This is a genomic window from Glaciimonas sp. Gout2 (assembly GCF_035018905.1).
Lineage (GTDB): Bacteria > Pseudomonadota > Gammaproteobacteria > Burkholderiales > Burkholderiaceae_D > Glaciimonas.
Genome location: NZ_JASJXA010000028.1, coordinates 48903 through 69336 on the forward strand (window position 1 = coordinate 48903; position 20434 = coordinate 69336).

General features: G+C 47.8%; 20 protein-coding genes and 1 pseudogene. 11 read left to right on the top strand and 10 right to left on the bottom strand.

What is annotated here, in order from left to right; translation table 11 throughout:
- Nucleotides 1–128 precede the first annotated feature (128 nt).
- Nucleotides 129–1487: an MATE family efflux transporter gene (locus QN379_RS17165; protein ID WP_323507167.1), complete on the top strand. Its 1359-nt coding sequence runs from the start codon at nucleotides 129–131 to the stop codon at nucleotides 1485–1487.
- A gap of 95 nt (nucleotides 1488–1582) precedes the next feature.
- Nucleotides 1583–2317 (top strand): annotated as a pseudogene (locus QN379_RS17170) (YoaK family protein); the annotation flags it as partial.
- Between the two features lie 159 nt (nucleotides 2318–2476).
- Here QN379_RS17170 and QN379_RS17175 read toward each other — a convergent pair.
- The gene (locus tag QN379_RS17175) at nucleotides 2477–2848 is read right to left on the bottom strand and encodes a hypothetical protein (protein WP_322238234.1); all 372 of its coding nucleotides are present in this window, start codon (nucleotides 2846–2848) and stop codon (nucleotides 2477–2479) included.
- A 348-nt stretch (nucleotides 2849–3196) separates the two neighbouring features.
- Between QN379_RS17175 and QN379_RS17180 the strand changes: the two genes are divergently transcribed.
- A complete protein-coding gene (locus tag QN379_RS17180) occupies nucleotides 3197–4264 on the top strand; it encodes an NAD(P)-dependent alcohol dehydrogenase (protein WP_322238237.1) in 1068 nt (355 codons plus the stop codon).
- A gap of 171 nt (nucleotides 4265–4435) precedes the next feature.
- On the opposite strand, the gene QN379_RS17185 is transcribed toward QN379_RS17180, so the two are convergent.
- Complete coding sequence (locus QN379_RS17185; RefSeq protein WP_323507168.1) at nucleotides 4436–5314, bottom strand: pirin family protein; 879 nt, start codon at nucleotides 5312–5314, stop codon at nucleotides 4436–4438.
- Nucleotides 5315–5735: 421 nt separating this feature from the next.
- On the opposite strand from QN379_RS17185, the gene QN379_RS17190 reads away from it, so the two are divergent.
- From QN379_RS17190 to QN379_RS17200, 3 genes are all read left to right on the top strand, one after another.
- Nucleotides 5736–6929 (top strand): CaiB/BaiF CoA-transferase family protein, encoded by a 1194-nt coding sequence (locus QN379_RS17190; protein ID WP_322238241.1) that lies wholly within the window; start codon nucleotides 5736–5738, stop codon nucleotides 6927–6929.
- Nucleotides 6926–7873, top strand: coding sequence for a hydroxymethylglutaryl-CoA lyase (locus QN379_RS17195; RefSeq protein ID WP_323507169.1), 948 nt, complete (start codon nucleotides 6926–6928; stop codon nucleotides 7871–7873). The genes QN379_RS17190 and QN379_RS17195 overlap by 4 nt, the downstream gene beginning before the upstream one ends.
- Nucleotides 7874–8152: 279 nt before the next feature.
- Nucleotides 8153–9763, top strand: coding sequence for a diguanylate cyclase (locus tag QN379_RS17200; RefSeq protein ID WP_323507170.1), 1611 nt, complete (start codon nucleotides 8153–8155; stop codon nucleotides 9761–9763).
- Nucleotides 9764–9965: 202 nt separating this feature from the next.
- On the opposite strand, the gene QN379_RS17205 is transcribed toward QN379_RS17200, so the two are convergent.
- The gene (locus tag QN379_RS17205; protein WP_322238250.1) at nucleotides 9966–10451 is read right to left on the bottom strand and encodes a Spy/CpxP family protein refolding chaperone; all 486 of its coding nucleotides are present in this window, start codon (nucleotides 10449–10451) and stop codon (nucleotides 9966–9968) included.
- 216 nt (nucleotides 10452–10667) lie between these two features.
- Nucleotides 10668–10949, bottom strand: coding sequence for a hypothetical protein (locus tag QN379_RS17210; RefSeq protein WP_322238251.1), 282 nt, complete (start codon nucleotides 10947–10949; stop codon nucleotides 10668–10670).
- Nucleotides 10950–11488: 539 nt separating this feature from the next.
- On the opposite strand from QN379_RS17210, the gene QN379_RS17215 reads away from it, so the two are divergent.
- A complete protein-coding gene (locus QN379_RS17215; protein ID WP_323507171.1) occupies nucleotides 11489–11626 on the top strand; it encodes a hypothetical protein in 138 nt (45 codons plus the stop codon).
- 108 nt (nucleotides 11627–11734) lie between these two features.
- Here QN379_RS17215 and QN379_RS17220 read toward each other — a convergent pair whose 3' ends face one another.
- The 5 genes from QN379_RS17220 to QN379_RS17240 all read right to left on the bottom strand — a co-directional run bounded on the left by QN379_RS17220 (nucleotide 11735) and on the right by QN379_RS17240 (nucleotide 15920).
- Entirely contained in the window at nucleotides 11735–12031 is a 297-nt protein-coding gene (locus QN379_RS17220) for a hypothetical protein (protein ID WP_322238254.1), read from the bottom strand.
- 234 nt (nucleotides 12032–12265) lie between these two features.
- Complete coding sequence (locus QN379_RS17225) at nucleotides 12266–12574, bottom strand: hypothetical protein (protein ID WP_322238255.1); 309 nt, start codon at nucleotides 12572–12574, stop codon at nucleotides 12266–12268.
- 29 nt (nucleotides 12575–12603) lie between these two features.
- Nucleotides 12604–14385 (bottom strand): GspE/PulE family protein, encoded by a 1782-nt coding sequence (locus tag QN379_RS17230; protein WP_323507172.1) that lies wholly within the window; start codon nucleotides 14383–14385, stop codon nucleotides 12604–12606.
- 114 nt (nucleotides 14386–14499) lie between these two features.
- Nucleotides 14500–15348: a spermidine synthase gene (locus tag QN379_RS17235; protein WP_322238259.1), complete on the bottom strand. Its 849-nt coding sequence runs from the start codon at nucleotides 15346–15348 to the stop codon at nucleotides 14500–14502.
- A 71-nt stretch (nucleotides 15349–15419) separates the two neighbouring features.
- A complete protein-coding gene (locus tag QN379_RS17240; protein ID WP_322238261.1) occupies nucleotides 15420–15920 on the bottom strand; it encodes a DNA-deoxyinosine glycosylase in 501 nt (166 codons plus the stop codon).
- Nucleotides 15921–16089: 169 nt separating this feature from the next.
- Here QN379_RS17240 and QN379_RS17245 point away from each other — a divergent pair, with 169 nt between their 5' ends.
- The 4 genes from QN379_RS17245 (at nucleotide 16090) to QN379_RS17260 (ending at nucleotide 18707) form a co-directional block, all read left to right on the top strand.
- Nucleotides 16090–16839 (top strand): SDR family oxidoreductase, encoded by a 750-nt coding sequence (locus QN379_RS17245; RefSeq protein ID WP_323507173.1) that lies wholly within the window; start codon nucleotides 16090–16092, stop codon nucleotides 16837–16839.
- Between the two features lie 80 nt (nucleotides 16840–16919).
- A complete protein-coding gene (locus QN379_RS17250) occupies nucleotides 16920–17360 on the top strand; it encodes a DUF962 domain-containing protein (RefSeq protein ID WP_322238264.1) in 441 nt (146 codons plus the stop codon).
- 173 nt (nucleotides 17361–17533) lie between these two features.
- Complete coding sequence (locus QN379_RS17255) at nucleotides 17534–17962, top strand: CidA/LrgA family protein (protein ID WP_322238266.1); 429 nt, start codon at nucleotides 17534–17536, stop codon at nucleotides 17960–17962.
- Nucleotides 17955–18707: an LrgB family protein gene (locus tag QN379_RS17260; RefSeq protein WP_322238268.1), complete on the top strand. Its 753-nt coding sequence runs from the start codon at nucleotides 17955–17957 to the stop codon at nucleotides 18705–18707. The genes QN379_RS17255 and QN379_RS17260 overlap by 8 nt, the downstream gene beginning before the upstream one ends.
- Nucleotides 18708–18881: 174 nt before the next feature.
- On the opposite strand, the gene htpG is transcribed toward QN379_RS17260, so the two are convergent.
- Nucleotides 18882–20434, bottom strand: a 1553-nt coding sequence (gene htpG / locus QN379_RS17265) for a molecular chaperone HtpG (protein WP_323507174.1), incomplete at its 5' end; no start/stop codon positions are given.

Consider the following 20434-nt stretch of genomic DNA (forward strand, 5'->3'; position numbering starts at 1 on the left):
TCCAACGTTGAACAGGTGGCGTAACGCCCCGATTGCAACGCATCAGATCGACTTTTCTGCTAATACGCTACTAAAATTAACGCTCTACTGAAATCGTGCATTTCTTACACAATAGAAAATCACGTTTTATGCACAACACTTCCACAAAATCCCTGTTAAAACAATTTATTGCCTTAGCGATTCCGACTTTGCTTTCAGGCTGGGTGTACACCCTCTACACGTTCGTTGACGGCATTTTTATAGGACGCTATCTCGGGGCAGAATCACTAGCGGCGCTCAATCTGCTGGTCCCTTTGTTGTATGTGCCTTATGCCGTCAGTCTGATGATTGGCGTCGGCGGTGCGACGTTAATTGCACGTTTATCTGGCGAGGGGCGTTTCGATGAAGCGCGTCGCGTATTTACCCAAGCGTTATGGACCATGCTTGCCATTGGCATTGCGTTAAGTGTAGTGGTGTTAACTAACACGTCAAAAATAGCAGAAATGATGGGTGCGACCGGCCATCTGGCGCTTCTGGTGGAAGACTATCTGCGTGCGTACGCATGGTTTATTTTGTTTGCGCAAGCGTTGTACGCACTAGAATTTTTCTTACGTACGGAGGGGACAAAAGCGACGACATTTGGTTTGTACGCGATGTTGTTGGGTGCCTTTGTGAATGTTGTTTTAGATTATTACTTTATCGTTGTCCTTCCGCTTGGCATGCAAGGGGCTGGATTGGCGACGGGGCTCAGTATGCTGGTCTCGAGTTTCACCATGTTGAGTTATCACGTTTTCAAAGCAAAAAATATCAAACCTTGCTGGAATGCGTTTAAAGAGGGCAGTAATGTCGGAACGATTTTGTACAACGGATCGTCGGAATTTTTGGGAGCGATTGCCGCCGTCGTCACCATTTTCGTTTTCAATCGATTGGTGTTGAACACATATGGTGAGAGCGGATTGGCCGCTTACGCTATTTTGGAATACATGACGCTGGCCGCCACCGTCACCATGGTTGGTTTGGTTCAAAGTATGCAGCCGATGATCAGCTTTTATCGCGGAGCAAATCAGCCCCGCGCGATGCACGTGGTCTTTGCTTTTGGAGCGACCTCAGTGATGGCCGTTGCCGTGATCATTGCGGTTGTCATGTGCGTATTTTCCAGACAGCTAACGTTTCTTTTTCTGCCCGATGGTGGATCAGCATGGGAAATATTGGCGCCAGTGATCATCTGGTATGCGCTGGCTTTCTTGCCAGCAGGTTGTAACTTGATTGCAGCCGGTTATCTGACTGCGGTTGAACGTCCCGGTGCTTCTGCGATTATTGCCATTTTGCGAAGTTGGGTTTTGTTGCTGGGTTCTTTATGGCTACTAAATACCTATTTGGGTGGCAAGACAATCTGGTATGCATTATTAATTACGGAACTCTTAACCTTGGCGGCTAGCGGATGGCTTATCTGGAGATATCAACGTGAAGGCAGGCCCACACCGTCCAGCCACATGATCCATGGGTGAGATGCGCTGGCGATGTTGGAATTGAGGGGTTGTGTTAGTTACTTACTGTGACAAATCGTGATGGCACGGCAATGGCGGAGTATGATCAGGCAACTATGCCGATACCTTACTTAAGACAACTCACCGGCCGGGAGCGCAGCCAGCGGGGCAATATTCATCTGGCCTGCTTCTTGTCATTCATTGCAGGGGCGATCAATGCCGGAGGTTTTTTGGCGGTGGGACAATATACGTCTCACATGTCAGGAATTATTTCTTCGATGAGCGATAACCTGGCGCTTGGTTCAATTGGCTTCCTGTTGTCCGGCCTGGCATCACTTCTGTTTTTTACGTTTGGGGCAGCCTGTTGCGCGATTTTTATTAATTGGAGTCGAAAACGCGATCTCCATGGAGAGTATGCGATACCCCTTATGTTAGAGGCTGCATTGCTATTATTGTTTGGCTTGTTGGGGAGCAATTTGGAAAACCATCAATGGTTGTTGGTACCGTTCACGGTCTTGTTGCTGTGCTTCATTATGGGTTTGCAAAATGCCATTATCACTAAAATCTCCAAGTCAGAGATTCGTACAACCCACATGACTGGGATGGTCACCGACATTGGTATCGAATTGGGAAAATTGCTCTATTGGAACAGCGCGCGGCATGATCAAAAATTATCAGTCCATGCTGATCTGAATAAACTGCGTTTGCTTGGAACGTTAGTGTTTCTATTTTTTTGCGGCGGCTTTGTCGGTGCGTTGGGATTTAAAAAAGTAGGATTTATTTCGACAGTGCCGCTGGCTGCAACTTTGGTGGTGTTAGCCATGGTTCCCATTGCAGATGATGTGTGGCGAATGGTGCGGGGATTTTTACGAGAACCTAAATAAAGCATGCAAAGTCATAGTGTATAAAAAAACCGCGATCCTTACTAAGAACGCGGTTTTTTTATTTGAATTTCAGACAAACTTTACGAATGCGGATTTGCTTTAAAGCGAAATATGCCTAAAATTCAATCAAGCTTTTGCGTGTGCGTAGACTCTGGCTTTTTCAGCATTGACCATTAATTGCTTTTGCGCCGAGGTCAAATGCAGATGCGGGGTGTCGCCGGCTATAGTGGCATATTCATCTTCATGGACTGCTTTAAATGTCACAAAAAAAGCGTCGCCGGGCAGGCCGGTATCTTTTTTAACCATGACAACCGCGTAAATTGCGGTATGTAAATTAGCAATGCTAGTGCAAGCAGCTTCCAGTGTGGCATGGACTTTTTGCGCTGGGGTGTTCTTCGGGAATAGTGTATACAAAGCATTAAAAGCAACGCTGTCACTATCGCTTGCTGCTTTTTGGATGAGTGCCGTTACGGCGGGTAGTTGTGCTTCAATGATCACGAGATTCTCCAACAGTATATGGGAGCCAAGATGTTGCGAGTGGCTGGGGGCGCATTATCCACTATAAATTGTGATGCAATATTTTGTTTGATGTTTATTGTTGTTGGAGGTCAAGAAATGGTGTTGGGCAGCGCGGTTTGGGTCGAGAAATTATGTAGCAAGATTACATAATTTTTACTTACTTAGGCGATAGTCTGGTTTTTGACACTTGTTCTTTTGAATAAAAAGAGATTGTGCGCAGCAGCAAAATCGACCCTCGCGGGAAAATTTTATCCGATAGGGTTACCATTGTTGCCTTAAGCGATGCTGATCGCTGTTTTTTGTTTTACCTAACAAAGGAAATTGAAAATGCCTAAAGCAATTGGATACGCCGCACAGTCGGCGCAAACACCCTTAGCACCATTCACCTTTGATCGTCGGGAACCAGGTCCGCACGATGTCCAAATCGACATTTTGTATTGTGGGGTCTGCCATTCTGACCTGCATACTGCGCGCGATGAATGGCATAACACCATCTATCCAAGTGTACCGGGCCACGAAATTGTGGGGCGTATTACCAAGGTTGGAACTCATGTAAAAGCCTTTAAAGTAGGCGAAATGGCTGGCGTCGGTTGCATGGTCGATTCATGTCAGACTTGTCCGAGCTGCGCAGAAGGCCTTGAACAATATTGTGAGACCGGCTTCATCGGCACTTATAACGGTGAAGATAAGCATAGCGGCGGCGTGACTTTTGGCGGTTACGCTAACAATATCGTTGTCAGTGAAAAATTTGTTTTACATATTTCAGACAAACTCGATCCGGCGTCGGCGGCTCCACTTTTATGTGCGGGTATCACCACTTATTCACCGTTACGCCATTGGAAGGTCAGCAAAGGCCACAAGGTTGGTATCGTTGGATTAGGCGGTCTTGGCCACATGGGCGTAAAAATTGCCCATGCAATGGGCGCGCATGTGGTGTTGTTCACCACGTCGCCAAACAAGATAGACGACGCGTTGCGTCTGGGCGCCGATGAAGTTGTTATCTCCAAAGATCCTGACCAAATGGCAAAACACGTCAATAGTTTCGACTTCATTCTGAATACCGTGGCTGCACCGCATAATCTGGATCATTTCTTAAACTTGCTAAAGCGTGATGGAGCGATGACATTAGTCGGTGCGCCAGCCGAATCGCATCCTTCACCGAACGTGTTTAATTTGATCATGAAACGACGCACCTTGGCGGGATCACTCATCGGCGGTATCAAGGAAACGCAAGAAATGCTGGATTTCTGTGCTGAGCACGGGATTACTTCGGATATTGAGTTGATTCCGATTCAGGACCTCAATACAGCTTACGAACGCATGCTCAAAAGCGATGTTAAATATCGCTTTGTGATTGATATGGCGTCACTGGCGAAGGAAAAAGCGGCCGCCTGATTTTGGTCGATTTAATATTCGGCGAGTGTAAAAAAAACCATGCTGGCTTTTGCCAGGATGGTTTTTTTATTGATTCATGGCGCGATACCATTTTCGAGCATCAGTGCTTTATGGCTAGACACGTTTTGTAGTATTTAATATTTTCATGGCCCGCTGGCATGCTGGTCATGACTAACTTTGGGGCAGCGGAATAAACTCCGTTTCGCCCGGTACGGACGGAAAAATATTCTGCTCTTGATTTAACCAAGCCAGTTTAGCGCGTTCGATCCGCTCCTTTGTGCTCGCCACGAAATTCCACCAGAGAAAGCGGGGACCATCAAGCGGTTCACCACCTAAAATCATGAAGGCGGTATCGCGCGGTGCAACCACGGTGACCGTGCTCCCGGATTTAAGCACAATCAATGCGCCTTGATCCACCGCTTGACCATCGACCGTCAACGCCCCGCTAATGATGTAAATAGCGCGTTCAGCATAATCGGGTGTTACTTGCATGCTTGTACCCGCAGCCAGTCTGGCAGAAACGTACAGCGTATCGCTGTGTGTTTTGACGGGAGATGTCTGACCAAATGCTGTTCCTACCAGGACGTGGTACGTTGCACCTTCTAATTGCACAAAGGGAAGATCTGCTTCCGGATAGTGCCAAAAGCCGGGTGTCGTTTCTTCGTTTTTTTGTGGCAGAGCCACCCACATTTGCAGGCCCTGAACGGCCACGCCTTGTTGGCGAATATCTTCAGGCACGCGTTCTGAGTGCGTGATTCCTCGCCCCGATGTCATCCAGTTAATATCGCCCGGTACGATGCGTTGCACGCTGCCCAGACTATCGCGATGCATCATCGCACCAGAGAACAGATAGGTAACGGTCGCTAATCCGATATGTGGATGAGGCCGAACGTCGCCTGAACTACCTTCGGTCGAAAACGTATAGGGTCCCATGTGATCGAAAAAAACAAAGGGCCCGACAGTCCTCACCTCCGCGGCTGGCAACAAACGCCTGACCGGGAAGCCGATATCGCGGACATGTGCGTGAATGATGTGGCTGATGCTACTCATTAGGTAATCCTTTTCGTTTAACTCTTTGCATTTTTGATGTTTATCGAAAAATCTATCGGTGAGATATCATCTAAAAAAATCATCTAAAAAAAATCATCTAAAAAATTGCCTAAATGTGACTTACGGCATTTTAGCGTGCAAAAGACTGCCAAGTGGGACGCGTTACGAAACGTCGGGAAAGCCTGAAAAGTGCACATACATGTACTGGGCCGTAAGGCACAAGCGAGCGTTGCATGGCCTAAGGACATTGAGTAAAAACTATTTTAATAGCATTCTATCCAGCCAATCGGCAGGCATTATAGTAATAAAAACACAACATTGCAATCGCGCAAATGCTCCCTGATAAATTAGGATTGGACGAAAGTCCCGCTCTCCCTCTATCCTCCTCCTATTCTGAATAAAATGATAAATGGAGATTGTAATGAGTGGACCGCTTAAAGGTATCCGTGTCATCGAAATTGGCACGTTGATCGCCGCACCTTTCGCCGCCCGCATGATGGGTGAGTTCGGTGCAGAAGTAATAAAAATCGAAGCTCCCGGTGTCGGTGACCCTATTCGAAAATGGAGAAAGCTCTACGAAGGCACATCGCTTTGGTGGTATCTCCAATCGCGCAACAAAAAATCCATTTCAATCAATTTGAAGTCTCCTGAAGGCATCGAGATCATTAAGCGTCTTGTCAGTAATGCCGACGTTCTGATCGAAAACTTGAAGCCCGGTGCGATGGAGAAACTGGGTTTGGGGTGGGACGTGCTCCATGCCTTGAATCCGAAACTGACGATGGTACGCATCTCTGGCTATGGTCAGACTGGCCCGTATAAGGATCGCCCTGGATTTGGTGCCATTGGTGAGGCCATGGGCGGTATCCGTTACACAACGGGTGAACCAAATGGCGCTCCGGCCCGTGTTGGTGTCAGTTTAGGTGACTCACTCGCATCCTTGCACGCCGTAATGGGCGCCTTGATGTCGGTATTGCGCGTCAAGACGGGTCAGGGCGACGGTCAGGTGGTGGACGTGTCACTGGTGGAGAGTGTCTTCAACGTGATGGAAAGTCTGATTCCCGAATATGATTTGCTCGGTCATGTGCGCGAACGTAGCGGTGGCGCTTTGCCTGGAATTGCTCCTTCGAATACCTATCCGACTCGTGACGGCGCTTATGTCGTTATAGCTGGCAATAGCAATCCCATTTTTAAGCGCCTGATGCAGGCTATTGGACGCGCTGATCTGGCTGATGATCCACATTTCGAACACAACGATGGACGCGTCGCACAGGTCGTGTTGCTCGATGCAGCGATTGCCGGTTGGACCTCAGCGAATGCGATCGAAGACGTATTGGCGACGCTGGAAAAGGCTGGCGTACCGGCAGGGCGAATATACTCTGTTGCCGATATTGTGGCCGATCCTCATTATCAGGCGCGGGATATGCTTTTGTCGGCAGAGTTGCCCGGCGGCGTGCATGTCAAAATGCCCGGGATTGTGCCTAAACTGTCGGAAACACCGGGCCAGGTGAATTGGCAAGGTCCAGCGCTGGGCGCACACACAGCCGAAGTACTTACTGAGTTAGGCTTGGGCGATAGCGAAATTCAACGATTAAGAGATACCGGAGTCATCCAATGATCACCGACTTTTCTGAACGACTGATCGTGCAGGAAGTAGCACCGCGGGATGGCCTGCAAATTGAGCCGAGGTGGGTTTCTACAGACAATAAAGTAGCGTTGATTGATCAGCTCTCTGGCGCTGGCTTTAGCCGTATTGAAGCCGGTTCTTTTGTGTCGCCCAAGGCGATTCCCGCGTTACGTGACGGTGAAGAAGTTTTCGCACGAATCCGACGCCAGCCGGGCGTTGTGTACGTTGCCTTGATACCGAACCGGAAGGGTGCTGAACGCGCGATCCATGCGGGCGTCGATGAGCTTAATCTCGTGATGTCCGCAAGTCAGACGCACAATCGCGCCAATATGCGGATGCGTTGCGAGGAATCGCTCGCAGCGTTTGGCGACACCGTTGCCTTGACTGCGGGGACTGGACTCTCCCTTAATGGAACGATTGCCACAAGCTTTGGGTGTCCATTTGAAGGAAAAATTGATGAAGACCGCGTGATGGGGTTCGTGGAGCAATATCTCGAGATGGGAATTGGGGCTATCACGCTGGCAGATACGACTGGGATGGCTAATCCGCGCCAGGTCGCACGTTTGGTTGAACGCGTACTCAGGACACTACCGTCATCGGCGTTGACATTACATTTCCATAACACGCGTGGACTCGGCCTCGCGAACGTCCTTGCGGCGTATGAGGTCGGTGCGCGACGTTTTGACTCAGCCCTTGGTGGTCTGGGAGGTTGCCCATTCGCACCCGGCGCGTCGGGCAATATATGCACCGAAGATCTGGTGAATCTCTGCGAAGAAATCGGCATTGAAACAGGTATCGACTTGCCAAAACTGATCGCTATGTCGCGCCAGTTGCCAGCGTTGCTCGGTCATGAAGTGCCTGGACAGGTAGCCAAGGCCGGTCGCAACTGTGACCGCCATCCTGCACCTTGGGAACAGGAAATAACGACCGTTTAGCCTGGTGATGGTTGGCCTTCCGAATAATTAACGCCGCTAACCTTAGCGCAACGTAAACCCGAACTCAGAGCAGCATTCATAGAGTGAAATAGACGACGTGAATGCGAGTGGTTATCAGTAAATAAAATTGCATTGCTCTATCTATTTCTATAATCAATAATAGTTACCCCTATAACAATAAAGACATTAAGTGAGACGAATTCAGAATATAGGATTGCTTTTATTTTTCCGAAAAGTGTACGGTGAATCTGAATTCATAGCTAAAATGCAAGAAAAATCATGATTAGTCTTGCCGATAAATCGAAATCTCAGGATGGTTTAAAACCCAAACTTATTTCTATAACGTCGTTGGCAGGTATTTTCGTTATTTTAGTGTGCCTTTCGCTTGTATTTGTTGATGGATGGCGAAGCTGGACCGCGCGTAAAGTTCAGCTGCACGAGATGGACATCGCTACGTCCAACATGGCGCGCGCAATAGCCCAGCATGCAGATGACACAATTAAAGAAGTGGATACCGCGCTGGTTGGGCTCGTTGAGCGGGTGCAAACAGATGGAATCAGCCCTATAGCGCTGAACCGACTTCATACTCTGCTGGCGTTGCGGGTGACTGAATTGCCGCAACTGAATGGTATCTACGTCTACGATGAAAACGGCCGTTGGTTGACCTATTCATTACCAGCAGTAGTGTCAAACGTCAATAATGCGGATCGCGACTATTTTATTTATCATCGGACGCACTCTAATTCTGGGCCTTATGTTGGAATTCCGCTCCGAAGCCGGTCTACCGGAGCCTGGATACTGACTTTATCGCGCAGAATTAATCATGCCGATGGTAGCTTTGCTGGCGTGGCACTAGCCACAATTAGCATCGATTATTTTAATAAATTTTACGAGAGTTTTGATATTGGCCGGCACGGTGCGATTACGCTCGCCTTAGATAGCGGCGTGATGTTAACCCGCAGCCCTCTTCTGAAGGACTCTATCGGTAAGAATATTTCCGGCTCGATATTGGTTCAGGACGTCACCAAAGGCAAGGCTGGAACAACCGTTATAAAATCGGGGCAAGACGGGATAAGGCGCATCAACAGCTTTCGGCGGCTCGATCAATATCCTCTTTTTGTTTCTGCAGCATTGTCAGAACCTGAAGTTCTGGCGGACTGGTTGGCAGACACCTACCTCCATTCGGCAGGCGTAGCTTTTCTCTTGATCGTGCTAGGTTTAGTTGGGTTTCATTTAGTCGGTCAAATTAAACGAAGGGTCGATGCTGAAACCGAAATTGTGCGCGCACGCGATGCTTTGGAGGCACTTAATCAGACACTTGAAAAACTGTCTCTGCAAGACGGTCTGACCGGTCTTTCAAATCGTCGCCATTTCGATATCGCACTGGATAAGGAGTTTAATCGGGCAATGCGCAACGCAAGTTCACTTGCATTAATCATGATTGACGTAGATTGCTTCAAGCAATATAACGATATCTACGGTCATATAGCGGGAGACGAATGCTTGCGGCGCATTAGTCAGGTTGTTGAGTCCAGTCAACGCCGACCAGGTGATGTAGCCGCAAGATACGGCGGCGAAGAACTTAGCGTATTGCTCCCATGTACCGATATAAACGGTGCGATGGTCATCGCCGAAAATATCCGCATGGCGATACGCAACCTCGCAATTAAACATACGGGAAATCCTGCCGGCATAGTAACAATTAGCGCCGGTGTCGATGCTTTTGTTCCAGTCAGGGATGAAAATATGCCACTCGAATTAATACAAGCTGCCGATACAGCACTCTACGCGGCGAAAACCAGCGGGCGCGATCGAGTTTGCCACAATGTCAATTTTACCCACCGCGGACAACCCGTTTCGTCAGACACCTCGATGATTAAAGAACCTTAAACGTTAAGGTAAGGTGCATGAGAGTCGACGTCATTCGCGGCTTTACAACTTGTGTGTTAGTTCGTTTTACTTCGGATGAGAAGCTGCATTCTTCGGCTAGCCACATAACTCAGCATGCATTCAAAGTAGATTGTTGATTCTTCAGACTTTTGTATTGCATCGTGAATAAACTGCATGCGTATGGTAGACATAGGCAAGGATGCTATCGCATTTGTTCTTTCATTCGATTGGTCCAGGTCGTCTTTGCAAAAAGATCGAAAATAGTCTTTTGCTCAGTACTTAACCCATCATAAAAAGTCCTGGTGATTGAAGCGGTCTTGCTCAAAAAATCGGCATTCGAACGCATCATGATGACCATCTTTTCCATTTTTTCTGGCGTGGACAAATTTTCATAATCAGGGCCAAGCGCGCTTTTCATTTTTTCTTTGGATTGTGCGCGCAATGTTGCTTGCGCGGCTAAACCACTTGAAAATGTATCCCATGCGGTTTGCTGAGATGATTTAAGATTGAGTTTTTGTTTCAGTTCAGTAAGGCGCTTTTGTGTTGCAGGCACTGCATCTTGTTGGCTACGGGCACTCCCTTTTGTACCATTGACGGCTGGTTGCGTGCCTTGCTCGACAGCATAGGAAGCCGTTCCCGCGATTAGCAAACCAGAGAGCAGACATGCGGTGATGATTGATTTGTTCATTATTTCTCTCGTTAAAATACTCTGTTATTGCAAGGTCTTTGAGGCCTATTCTCAGACGGTAATTATGCGCTCATGGATCAGACTAAGGTTAGAGCGCTCCTTAATTATTTCAAAAAATTATTTCCGAAATCTCACCAATTATTGCGAGGCGTTTATCCGTATTAGAAATAAAAAAAAGACAGGATAAACCTGTCTTTTTACGACCGACTATCTATTTTATTTAGGAGCGGTTTTAGTTGCATCTACCTTGGCCACTGGTGGCGTTACTTTTGCTTCGGATTTGGCTTTGGTTGCCTTGACCTTCGCTACTTTATGATGGGCTTTTGCCTTCACCGTTTTTGTTCCCGAATCAGCAGCGACTTTTGTTTCCGCCTTCGTAGTCTTGGCAGTGTTAGTGATCGGCGTAGCTGGGGCGACTGGTGCTGATGGCGCGGCGGCTTGTGCAAAGACGGAAGTAGCAAACAAGCCAGCGATCAGAGCAGCTAATAATTTATTCATTTGAGTACCTTTTACGTGGTCTTGATTAACTCAGGTCATCCTGAGGGCTTGCGGTATAAACGACCTTGATCGGTCGATGGTTGACCACGATTACAACCGGTTACAAACTGGACTAAAGGTAGACTGTATGTGTGCAATCCATTCATGCCTATGCGCATTTTGACTGGTGATCCAGATTTGATGAAAAACACTTTTGTGGAGTCTCCTTCCTGCACTTCTGCATGTCAGGGTATTGATCTTTTGTATATCCAATACGCCGCGAACTCTACTGATTGACATTGTTACGTGCTCACCGTCAGACATTATTGGTGGGGTCCTAATTGCTGATTTAAATCCTGATCCAGGTAATCTCAGCCAGCTTCTAAGTTGCGTATTCTGCCGCTTATTTGGTTAATGCTCTGCTATATGGAAAAGTATAAAAAGATTTAAGAAACGATTTTTATCGTGCGTGCATATCGCCACGCTTCTCGTTATCCCACTTGCATTTGTGGTCTGTCGTGCGGCTATTTCATGGTTAATTTATTTATGTCAATCCTGTGATGAATACGATCATTGCCCAATTAAGTGAACATGGCGCATCCCAAGATGAGGTCTTGACGGTCAACGCATTTCTGACGGTGGCAGGTGAGTTGGTAGAAAGAGATGTTGCAGATAGCGCTAAATCAGATATGAATTAGGCCTGTTGATAGTTGATATAAAGTAGGCTATAAGAGTAACTTTTAAAAAAAGCGCTATCCGCGGATAGCGCTCAATTTGAGCAAATAGAACTACCCTATTTGGGCATGTTATGCATCGGCGTCAAGGTTAAGGCTAAAGATAGCGTCATAACCATTTTTTTCCCGATCGCTTTCTTGCAGGTCATCTATCAAACCCATGTCATCAAGTTCTTCGTACGCGTTGTTGTATTGGTTATCGGTAGTTGCACCGATTACGCGATAGATTTCCTGATCGGCGTTACGGACGCCGATGAGTTTATATTCTTGTCTGACGATATTGAGGTCCACTACGGACACCAATAAGTTAGTCATGATCGTTTTGTCGAACTCGGGGATGCTGTAGTCTCCGACCAGTGCTGTTTTCAATCGATTCCTCTTGTGTATTTGGTGTTTGCTTACAGTTCACTTCTTGAAACCCTTGAAATGATTGCCAGGCAACGTATTTTCAAGCGTATCGCGTCAAATAAAGACGAGAGGTGTTAATTTTACCTTCACCCGCGTTTGTCGGGGGAATTTGTCTAATTTGTTAGGCAGCCCGGTAGATTTTTGCTTGATTAGTGTATTGAATCAGCGACTACCGGCCCCACGACTCCTAGACCTCTAACATTTGGCAAAAAACATTTTAGTTTGGATATCTTTACGTTGCTGGCGTATCCATTCCTGACTTTGGATGGGACGTTTACTTTCATATTTGGTACCACGTTCCATGAGACGTTGTTGTTCTATCTGATCAAGTTCCCGCGTTCGCTCGTCTAACTGATGACATTCAGCGCTGGCTGGCGCTTTTGATACTTCTATTGCGGCGTGAGTGGTGTTGGTTTGTGCTTGTGCGAAAGTCCCCAAAAGTGGCAGTGCTATTGATAGCGTGACGGTGAAGAACTCTTTTTTTATTCGCATTGCTCGCAACATGATGATATTCCTTTAGAGTTTTGCAGGTGTTAAGTAAGTGCTGAAGTCACTTTTAAAACTTCCTCGACCGTGGTGACGCCCTCTATAATCTTAAGGGCACCGGCAACGCGTAAAGGCTTCATGCCATCGGAAATACTTTGTTGCTTTAGTGCCTGAATGTCAGTTTCAGCCTGAATCATTTTTGAAAACGATGGTGTAACTGTTAGAAGTTCATACAAACCTGTTCGTCCACGATAGCCGGTTTGACGGCACTCGGGGCATCCAACTGGTTGATAGACGTTTGCGGGTTTTGGAATCGCATTATTTTTCACCAAATTTTGCCACACTTCATCCGTGACTTCACCGCCGTCGCTTTTGCAATGTGGGCATAAAGTGCGCACAAGTCTCTGGGCCATGATGCCAATGATCGTACTTTCCAGTAGATAAAAAGGTACGCCAAGTTCCAGTAATCGCATAACCGCAGATGGCGCGTCGTTAGTATGGAGCGTAGAAAGCACCAGATGGCCTGTTAGTGCAGCCTGAATGGCCATTTCTGCGGTGGCTAAGTCGCGTATTTCACCGACCATGATGATGTCTGGATCTTGTCGCATCAGCGCTCGGACACCATCCGCAAATGTCAGATCGATGCCTTGGTTGATCTGCATCTGATTGAATGCAGGTTCGACCATTTCGATCGGGTCTTCGACCGTGCAGACATTTACTTCTGACGTCGCTAGCGCTTTTAGGGTGGTGTATAAGGTCGTCGTTTTACCTGACCCAGTTGGCCCGGTGACGAGAATAATGCCGTGTGGACGCTTGGTCAGTGCATCCCAACGTAAGGCGTCATCTTTTGGGAAGCCCAATTCGGGTAGCGTTTTTACGACTACCTCTGGATCAAAAATCCGCATCACCAGCTTTTCACCGAAAGCGGTTGGCAGCGTTGAAAGACGTAATTCGACTTCCTGACCACCGGCGGTGCGAGTTTTTATCCGTCCATCTTGTGGGCGCCGTTTCTCAATGACATCCATCCGACCAAGTAATTTGATTCGCGCTGTCATCGCGATCATTACGACAGCTGGAACTTGATATACCTGATGTAGCACGCCGTCGATGCGAAACCGTATAGCACTGAAGTCGCGCTTGGGCTCCATGTGAATATCTGACGCGCGCTGTTCAAATGCGTATTGCCATAACCAGTCGACGATATTGATGATATGACGGTCATTGGCGTCTACCTGCTTATTGGCTTTGCCTAGCTCCACCAATTGTTCAAAGTTATTTCTTAATGCTAATTCCTGTCCACCCGATTTATGCGCACTTTTAATCGATTTTGCGAGGGTAAAAAATTGTGTGATGTATTGCGTTATATCGATTGGATTAGCAATGACCAGCTTAATATTCCGCCGCGAAATTTTAGCAATTTCCGGTTCCCAATCGATACGAAATGGTTCTGCAGTTGCGATCACGAGTTCTGTCGCCGTTAACTCGACGGGCAAAATATTGAACCGGGTAGCGTAAGTCGCCGACATCACATCCGCCACTTTGGCAAAGTCAATTTTGAGTGGATCAATACGGTAAAAGGGCAGGGCGACTTTGTGCGCCAACCATTCCGTCAACCACTCCAATGTCATTGCCCGCTGAGGGATTTGCGCGGTCAGGCGCTTGCATTGGGCCACTGCGGACAATGGATGAATAGCAATACTGGCGTTGCGGAAAATACCCTGCGCCTGGGTAAAAAAGTCTTTAACTTCTTCTTTTATAACCGTGCCATCCGCCAGCAACCAAGTGAAAATTTGCTGTAGATCGAGTATTTTTGGCGGAGCTTTATTCATCACTTTATTATGGCTAGTTTCGCAAAGTTAATGTTGTGAGTTGATTAGTGGACCAAGCGCGCGATGATTTGAATCTTGCACAACGCTTAGTCAATAAGCCCTAGGGTTTAGTTCTCAATGGTCGGTATGCCATACCTTTATGCCGTTCACCCACGTTTTTGCTGGCAACTTGGTCTCAGCTGTTATCTCTGCAGCGCGTTCATAAAGTGTTGTGAAATCCGGTTTCCATGCGGTTTTAAACGCGATGGCTATCACATTGCCGTCATGGACTTCAGGTAAACACCAGACATCATCGAAGGCGAACATCATCGCTTTCAGATTCTTGGCGTAACTTGGGTGGTCGCCAAATAGATTAACCGTCATTACGCCATTGTCCGTAAGGCAGGCGGCGCAGGCGCTATAGAACTCGGGGGTGTCGAGCACCGGGCCTTTTGCAGTGGCGTCGTATAAATCGACTTGTAGCGCATCGATGGTGTCCCGATTCGCCTCGTTCATGACAAAATCCATTGCATCCATTTCGATGACGGTCAAGCGGTCATCATCCGGCGGCAACTTGAACATGGTTGTGCATATTGTGAGCACGGAAGGATTCAGTTCAATCGCGGTGACGCGTGCGGCTGGAAATTGACGATAGCTGAATTTGGTCAGGGCGGCTGTACCCAGGCCAAGTTGCACAATATGCTGCGGCTGATCATTAAATAGCATCCACGCCATCATTTGTTGTGCGTATTCCAACTCCAGCCAGTCTGGTTTCCTTAGCCGCATTGCGCCTTGCACCCATTCGGTACCGAAATGTAAAAAACGGACGCCGTCTTGTTCTGACAATGTGACGGGAGCGAATTTAGGTTTGCGCGGGGCTTTAGGCTCTGCCTTCGCATCCTTTGTATCAGTTTTTTGGAGGCGTTTACTTGGGCCGGCTTTAAGATTGGCTTCGGCTTCGATGGATTTGCGTTTGATCAGCATTGTCTGGATATGAGGTGGCGTAAGTGGATCTACTAAAGGGAATAAGCGGCTAGCACAAAATGATCTGATGATTACGCAATGATACCGCGCCACAGCGCCAGTTTTTGCTCAAATGTAGATTGTGCGTTAGCGGGTGATGAGGATGGTAGCACCAGAGTTTCGAATCCAGCTGACGAGAATTGGGTCGCGAATTTGCCAGATGTTTTGCCATTAAAGCAAATTCGCGCTAATTGCGGGCAGCGCCGATGCAGTAAATCAAATTGGTTAGCGAGTGGATTACGAATAGCGCTATCCAGACTGCCATTACGCTCACAACCAGCAAGCACGTCCCATAAACCGATGCCGTGTGCGCGTAGACGGATTAATCGCTCGAGATAAGGCAAGTCAACCAAATTATCGTCGAGCACTGCCGAAAGCAAGGGCCAGAACTGGTTGCGTGGATGACCGTAATATTGTTGGAGTGCCAATGATGCGACACCTGGAAAGCTGCCCAGTATCAAGATTTGTGTGCCTTCATCTATAACGGGGGTAAAGCCGCTCAAGTTCGCAATTGATGTTGGTGGTGCTGGCATAAGGTGGCGCCGGTAATTATTTTCTCGAAGGATCAGTATATTATCGTTTCTGTAGGTCTTTCATCATGATTTTTACGAGACTAATATATTTTTCTTGAGAAACTTTTTTTATACGTCAACTTATTGGTTTTTTTTTAGGCTCACCGTTAATATCTGAAGGAGTGTTTGCATGCATCAACCCGTTATTCTAATTACCGGTGCCAGTCGTGGCATTGGCGCGGCTACTGCACTGCTGGCGGCTGAGCGGGGTTATGCGGTCTGCGTTAATTATGTGCGTAATCGGGATGCTGCCGAGGCCGTGGTCAATGCTATCGTCGTTGGTGGCGGAAAGGCTATCGCCGTGGCTGCTGATGTGGCCGTGGAGAGTGACGTAGTAAAGCTTTTTGAGACCGTCGATACAAAACTCGGAACATTAACTGCATTGGTCAACAACGCAGGCATTCTCGAAACACAAATGCGTCTGGAGCAAATGGATGCGGCACGTTTGCAGCGGATATTCGCGACGAATGTGGTCGGTAGCTTTATTTGTGCACGCGAGGCGGTGAAACGCATGTCTACCTCTTTGGGTGGCAACGGTGGCGCGATTGTGAATCTGTCATCGGTAGCATCGCGCCTTGGCGGCGCAGGAGAATATATTGATTACGCCTCATCCAAAGGCGCAATAGATACCATGACGATAGGATTAGCAAAAGAACTTGCTGATCAGGGTATTCGGGTGAATGCGGTCCGGCCTGGAGTGATTTATACAGATATTCACGCCAGCGGTGGCGAAGCGGGGCGCGTAGACAGGGTGAAAGATGCCATTCCGATGCGTCGTGGTGGTCGTGCCGATGAGGTGGCGCAAGCAATTATGTGGTTGTTGTCGGATCAGGCGTCGTACTCTACGGGATCGTTTTTAGATGTAGCCGGTGGCCGGTAAGTGCTTTATGCGTATTTGGTAGTTGCCCTTAATCGGGGCTCTGTATCCCCAAGATTTTAAAACTAAACAAGGTGCAGACGATGCAAGCAACCCCGAGAAAAATTGATGCCCTGTTAAGGGCCTATGCGGAAAGTCACCGCAACCATACTAACGAAATCATCCATTGTATTTGCGTCCCGGCGATTGTATTTGCGTTGCTGGGTTTACTCTGGGCACTACATCCATTTGTGGCGACAATAGCCGCAATAGCCGCGCTGATTTACTACGGATCATTGTCACTATCATTTGCTGCCGGAATGGTTTTGATGGTGGCATTGATGCTATTAATTTTGGATAGTATTCCTGGTAATTGGGTGTTACCGTTGTCGGTTGCCGTTTTTGTTGCGGCGTGGATCGGTCAATTTATCGGTCATCACATCGAAGGTAAAAAGCCTTCATTCTTTGATGACTTGCGTTTTTTATTAATAGGCCCTTTATTCGTGCTGAGTTTTTTGTACAACCGGTGGCATTTACGTTATTGATCCATTGACTCAAAGTAAGGGCTTCAGCGTGTGAAGCATGTAAATTTGAGAGGTGAAATCCGGTATTGTAAGACGGTAAGGCGGTAAGGCGGTAAGACGGTTCGATGGTGAAATGGTGAGTGAGGTAACGGCTTCTTTTAGATGTTTAAATAAAACAAGGGAGGAATCATTCGATGCTTGCGACGTTTGCTACCCTACTAATTTTTCAATGTTTGGGCGAGGGCATTACGTTTGCTTTAAGTTTGCCTATTCCCGGACCTGTTGTTGGCATGTTGCTGCTATTCGTGGCTCTAGTGATTTCTCCGGGCTTACTTGAGCGCATTGAGAAAACCGGCACTGAACTGCTCGGCCATTTATCGCTATTGTTCGTCCCTGCGGGTGTAGGAATTGTCGTCTCAGCAGCCACCGTCCGAGGCCATTGGCTCGCCGTGATTGTATCGGTCATCGTCAGCACCATACTTACTCTCGCTGTGACAGCTACCGCGATACGATTGACAATGCCCGCTCAGCGTAAAGCGCGGAGGGAGCCAGATGCCGAATTGCAGGGTGAATCAGGCGCTTTAGACAAGCATAAAGTACCCAAAGAGAGCGATCATGCATAGCATTCCTGAGTTTGGATCAATATGGGTCTATCTTGCGGGTTCACCTCTGCTTGGCTTGACGCTGACGTTGTGTGCGTATGTCATCGCATTTTGGGTGTACGGTCGCTTCAAATTTTCACCACTTGCTAATCCGGTCGCCATTGCGATTGCGCTGATCGTTTTGGTTTTACAGACTACGGGTATGTCTTACCGTGACTATTTTTCAGGCGCTCAGTTCGTTCACTTCCTACTCGGACCCGCGACGGTGGCATTGGCGATTCCCCTTGCGCGCCAGTTACCGCGATTACGTAGATCATTTATACCGCTCGTTTGCGGGTTATTTTCTGGATCGATAACAGCGATCATTTCTGCCGTCGCCATTACTGTTGTGATGGGTGGCTCCTATCAACTCGCTATCTCCATCGGCCCTAAATCGGCCACGACACCGATCGCCATGGGCGTGTCAGAGAAACTAGGCGGACTTCCTGCATTAACGGCGGTATTGGTTATTTGTACTGGCATTTTTGGTGCAGTTATAGCGCGATTTTTGTTTAACTGGATGCGTGTTGATTCACATGAAGTGCGCGGATTTGCGTTGGGTGTCACCTCGCACGGGATCGGCACGGCGCGTGCATTTCAGGTCAGTCCCGAAATGGGGGCGTTTGCCGGTTTGGGAATGGGGATGAATGGCGTACTGACGGCATTTTTGGCCCCTTGGTTGATTCCGATTGTAGTAAATAATTTGTCTTCGTTAATCTCACATTAGTCTTAATTTGTTCTAAACAGGGCGCTGATAGGCAAATTTATTGATTCACTGAGAGATCGCTCTGGTTATTGTTTTTCTATTTAGCGTTTTGTCATTTTTTAAGTAAAAAAATGGGAGAGCCAGGCTCCCCCATTTGTTTCCATACTTATTTCGCCGTATTCGCTATGTTGACGCTTATTTTGAGGCCAAGCCGAGCAACATATCATTAAGACGTTTGACGAAAGACGCAGGATCGGTCAGCGCGCCGCCTTCGGCCAGCATTGCCTGATCGAAGAGAATATTTGCCCAATCGTCAAATTTCGCTTCTTCGTATTTCAAACGTTGCACCAGCGGATGATCTGGATTAATTTCCAGAATAGGCTTCGAGTCAGGCGCTTCCTGACCAGCGGCCTTCAGCATACGCATCAGATTGCCGGACAATTCATTGGTATCGGCTACCAGACACGCTGGTGAATCGGTCAGGCGGAAAGTGACGCGTACATCCTTGGCTTTGTCGGCCAATGACGTCTTCATCTTCTCGACCAGATCCTTAAACTGCGTTTCGGTTTCTTCGTGTTGCTTTTTCTCGGCTTCGTCTTCCAGCGTACCAAGATCAAGTCCGCCTTTTGCCACAGAAGCCAGTTCCTTGCCTTCAAAATCTTGTAAGAACGAAAGCATCCATTCGTCGACGCGGTCAGTCAGCAGCAAGACTTCGACGCCTTTTTTGCGGAAAATCTCTAAATGTGGGCTATTTTTAGCCGCTGTATAGGTTTCGCCGGTCGCGTAGTAAATTTTGCTCTGGCCTTCTTTCATACGGCCGATGTAATCAGCAAACGATACGGTTTGCGCATCGCTATCGTTATCGGTCGAGGCAAATCGCAACAGTTTAGCGATACGTTCCTTGTTGGTAGCGTCCTCGCCCAGTCCTTCTTTCAGGATTTGACCGAACTCGGTCCAGAATGTTGCGTATTTGTCTTTTTGCGATTGCTCATCATTGTTTGCCAATTCTTCCAGCATGCTTAGTACACGCTTGGTCGAACCTTCTCGGATCACGCGAACATCACGCGATTCTTGCAATATTTCACGCGAAACGTTAAGAGGCAAATCTGCTGAATCGATCACGCCTTTGACGAAACGCAGGTAAATCGGCATCAGTTGCTCGGCATCGTCCATGATGAAGACGCGTTTGACATACAGCTTGAGACCGCCACGCTTATTGCGATCCCACAAATCGAATGGCGCACGTGCCGGGACATACAGCAACTGCGTATATTCGCTGCGACCTTCAACGCGATTGTGGGTGTAAATCAGAGGTGCTTCGAAAGCGTGCGAGACGTGTTTATAGAACTCGACATATTGCTCTTCGGTGATGTCCGATTTGCTGCGTGCCCACAATGCGCTGGCCTGATTGACGGTTTCAAAAGTGTCTTGAACGACCGTTTCTTTCTTTTCTTCGTCCCACTCTTCTTTCTGCATCAAAATCGGCAGCGAGATATGGTCAGAGTATTTTTGAATAATCGATTTCAATTTCCAGGCCGACAAAAACTCATCTTCCTCGGCGCGCAAATGCAAAATAATGTCTGTGCCACGACCCGCTTTGTCGATAGCTTCGATGCTGAACTCGCCAGCACCTTCCGACTCCCAGCGCACGCCTTCCGTGGTGTTGGTGCCAGCGCGGCGGGTTTCAACGGTAATTTTATCGGCAATGATAAAGGCAGAGTAGAAGCCAACGCCGAACTGTCCGATTA

Coding starts and splice junctions, on each gene's coding strand:
- QN379_RS17165 (WP_323507167.1), top strand. CDS start 129: ATGCACAACACTTCCACAAAATCCCTGTTAAAACAATTTATTGCCTTA.
- QN379_RS17180 (WP_322238237.1), top strand. CDS start 3,197: ATGCCTAAAGCAATTGGATACGCCGCACAGTCGGCGCAAACACCCTTA.
- QN379_RS17185 (WP_323507168.1), bottom strand. CDS start 5,314: ATGAGTAGCATCAGCCACATCATTCACGCACATGTCCGCGATATCGGC.
- QN379_RS17190 (WP_322238241.1), top strand. CDS start 5,736: ATGAGTGGACCGCTTAAAGGTATCCGTGTCATCGAAATTGGCACGTTG.
- QN379_RS17195 (WP_323507169.1), top strand. CDS start 6,926: ATGATCACCGACTTTTCTGAACGACTGATCGTGCAGGAAGTAGCACCG.
- QN379_RS17200 (WP_323507170.1), top strand. CDS start 8,153: ATGATTAGTCTTGCCGATAAATCGAAATCTCAGGATGGTTTAAAACCC.
- QN379_RS17205 (WP_322238250.1), bottom strand. CDS start 10,451: ATGAACAAATCAATCATCACCGCATGTCTGCTCTCTGGTTTGCTAATC.
- QN379_RS17210 (WP_322238251.1), bottom strand. CDS start 10,949: ATGAATAAATTATTAGCTGCTCTGATCGCTGGCTTGTTTGCTACTTCC.
- QN379_RS17215 (WP_323507171.1), top strand. CDS start 11,489: ATGAATACGATCATTGCCCAATTAAGTGAACATGGCGCATCCCAAGAT.
- QN379_RS17225 (WP_322238255.1), bottom strand. CDS start 12,574: ATGTTGCGAGCAATGCGAATAAAAAAAGAGTTCTTCACCGTCACGCTA.
- QN379_RS17230 (WP_323507172.1), bottom strand. CDS start 14,385: ATGAATAAAGCTCCGCCAAAAATACTCGATCTACAGCAAATTTTCACT.
- QN379_RS17235 (WP_322238259.1), bottom strand. CDS start 15,348: ATGCTGATCAAACGCAAATCCATCGAAGCCGAAGCCAATCTTAAAGCC.
- QN379_RS17240 (WP_322238261.1), bottom strand. CDS start 15,920: ATGCCAGCACCACCAACATCAATTGCGAACTTGAGCGGCTTTACCCCC.
- QN379_RS17245 (WP_323507173.1), top strand. CDS start 16,090: ATGCATCAACCCGTTATTCTAATTACCGGTGCCAGTCGTGGCATTGGC.
- QN379_RS17250 (WP_322238264.1), top strand. CDS start 16,920: ATGCAAGCAACCCCGAGAAAAATTGATGCCCTGTTAAGGGCCTATGCG.
- QN379_RS17255 (WP_322238266.1), top strand. CDS start 17,534: ATGCTTGCGACGTTTGCTACCCTACTAATTTTTCAATGTTTGGGCGAG.
- QN379_RS17260 (WP_322238268.1), top strand. CDS start 17,955: ATGCATAGCATTCCTGAGTTTGGATCAATATGGGTCTATCTTGCGGGT.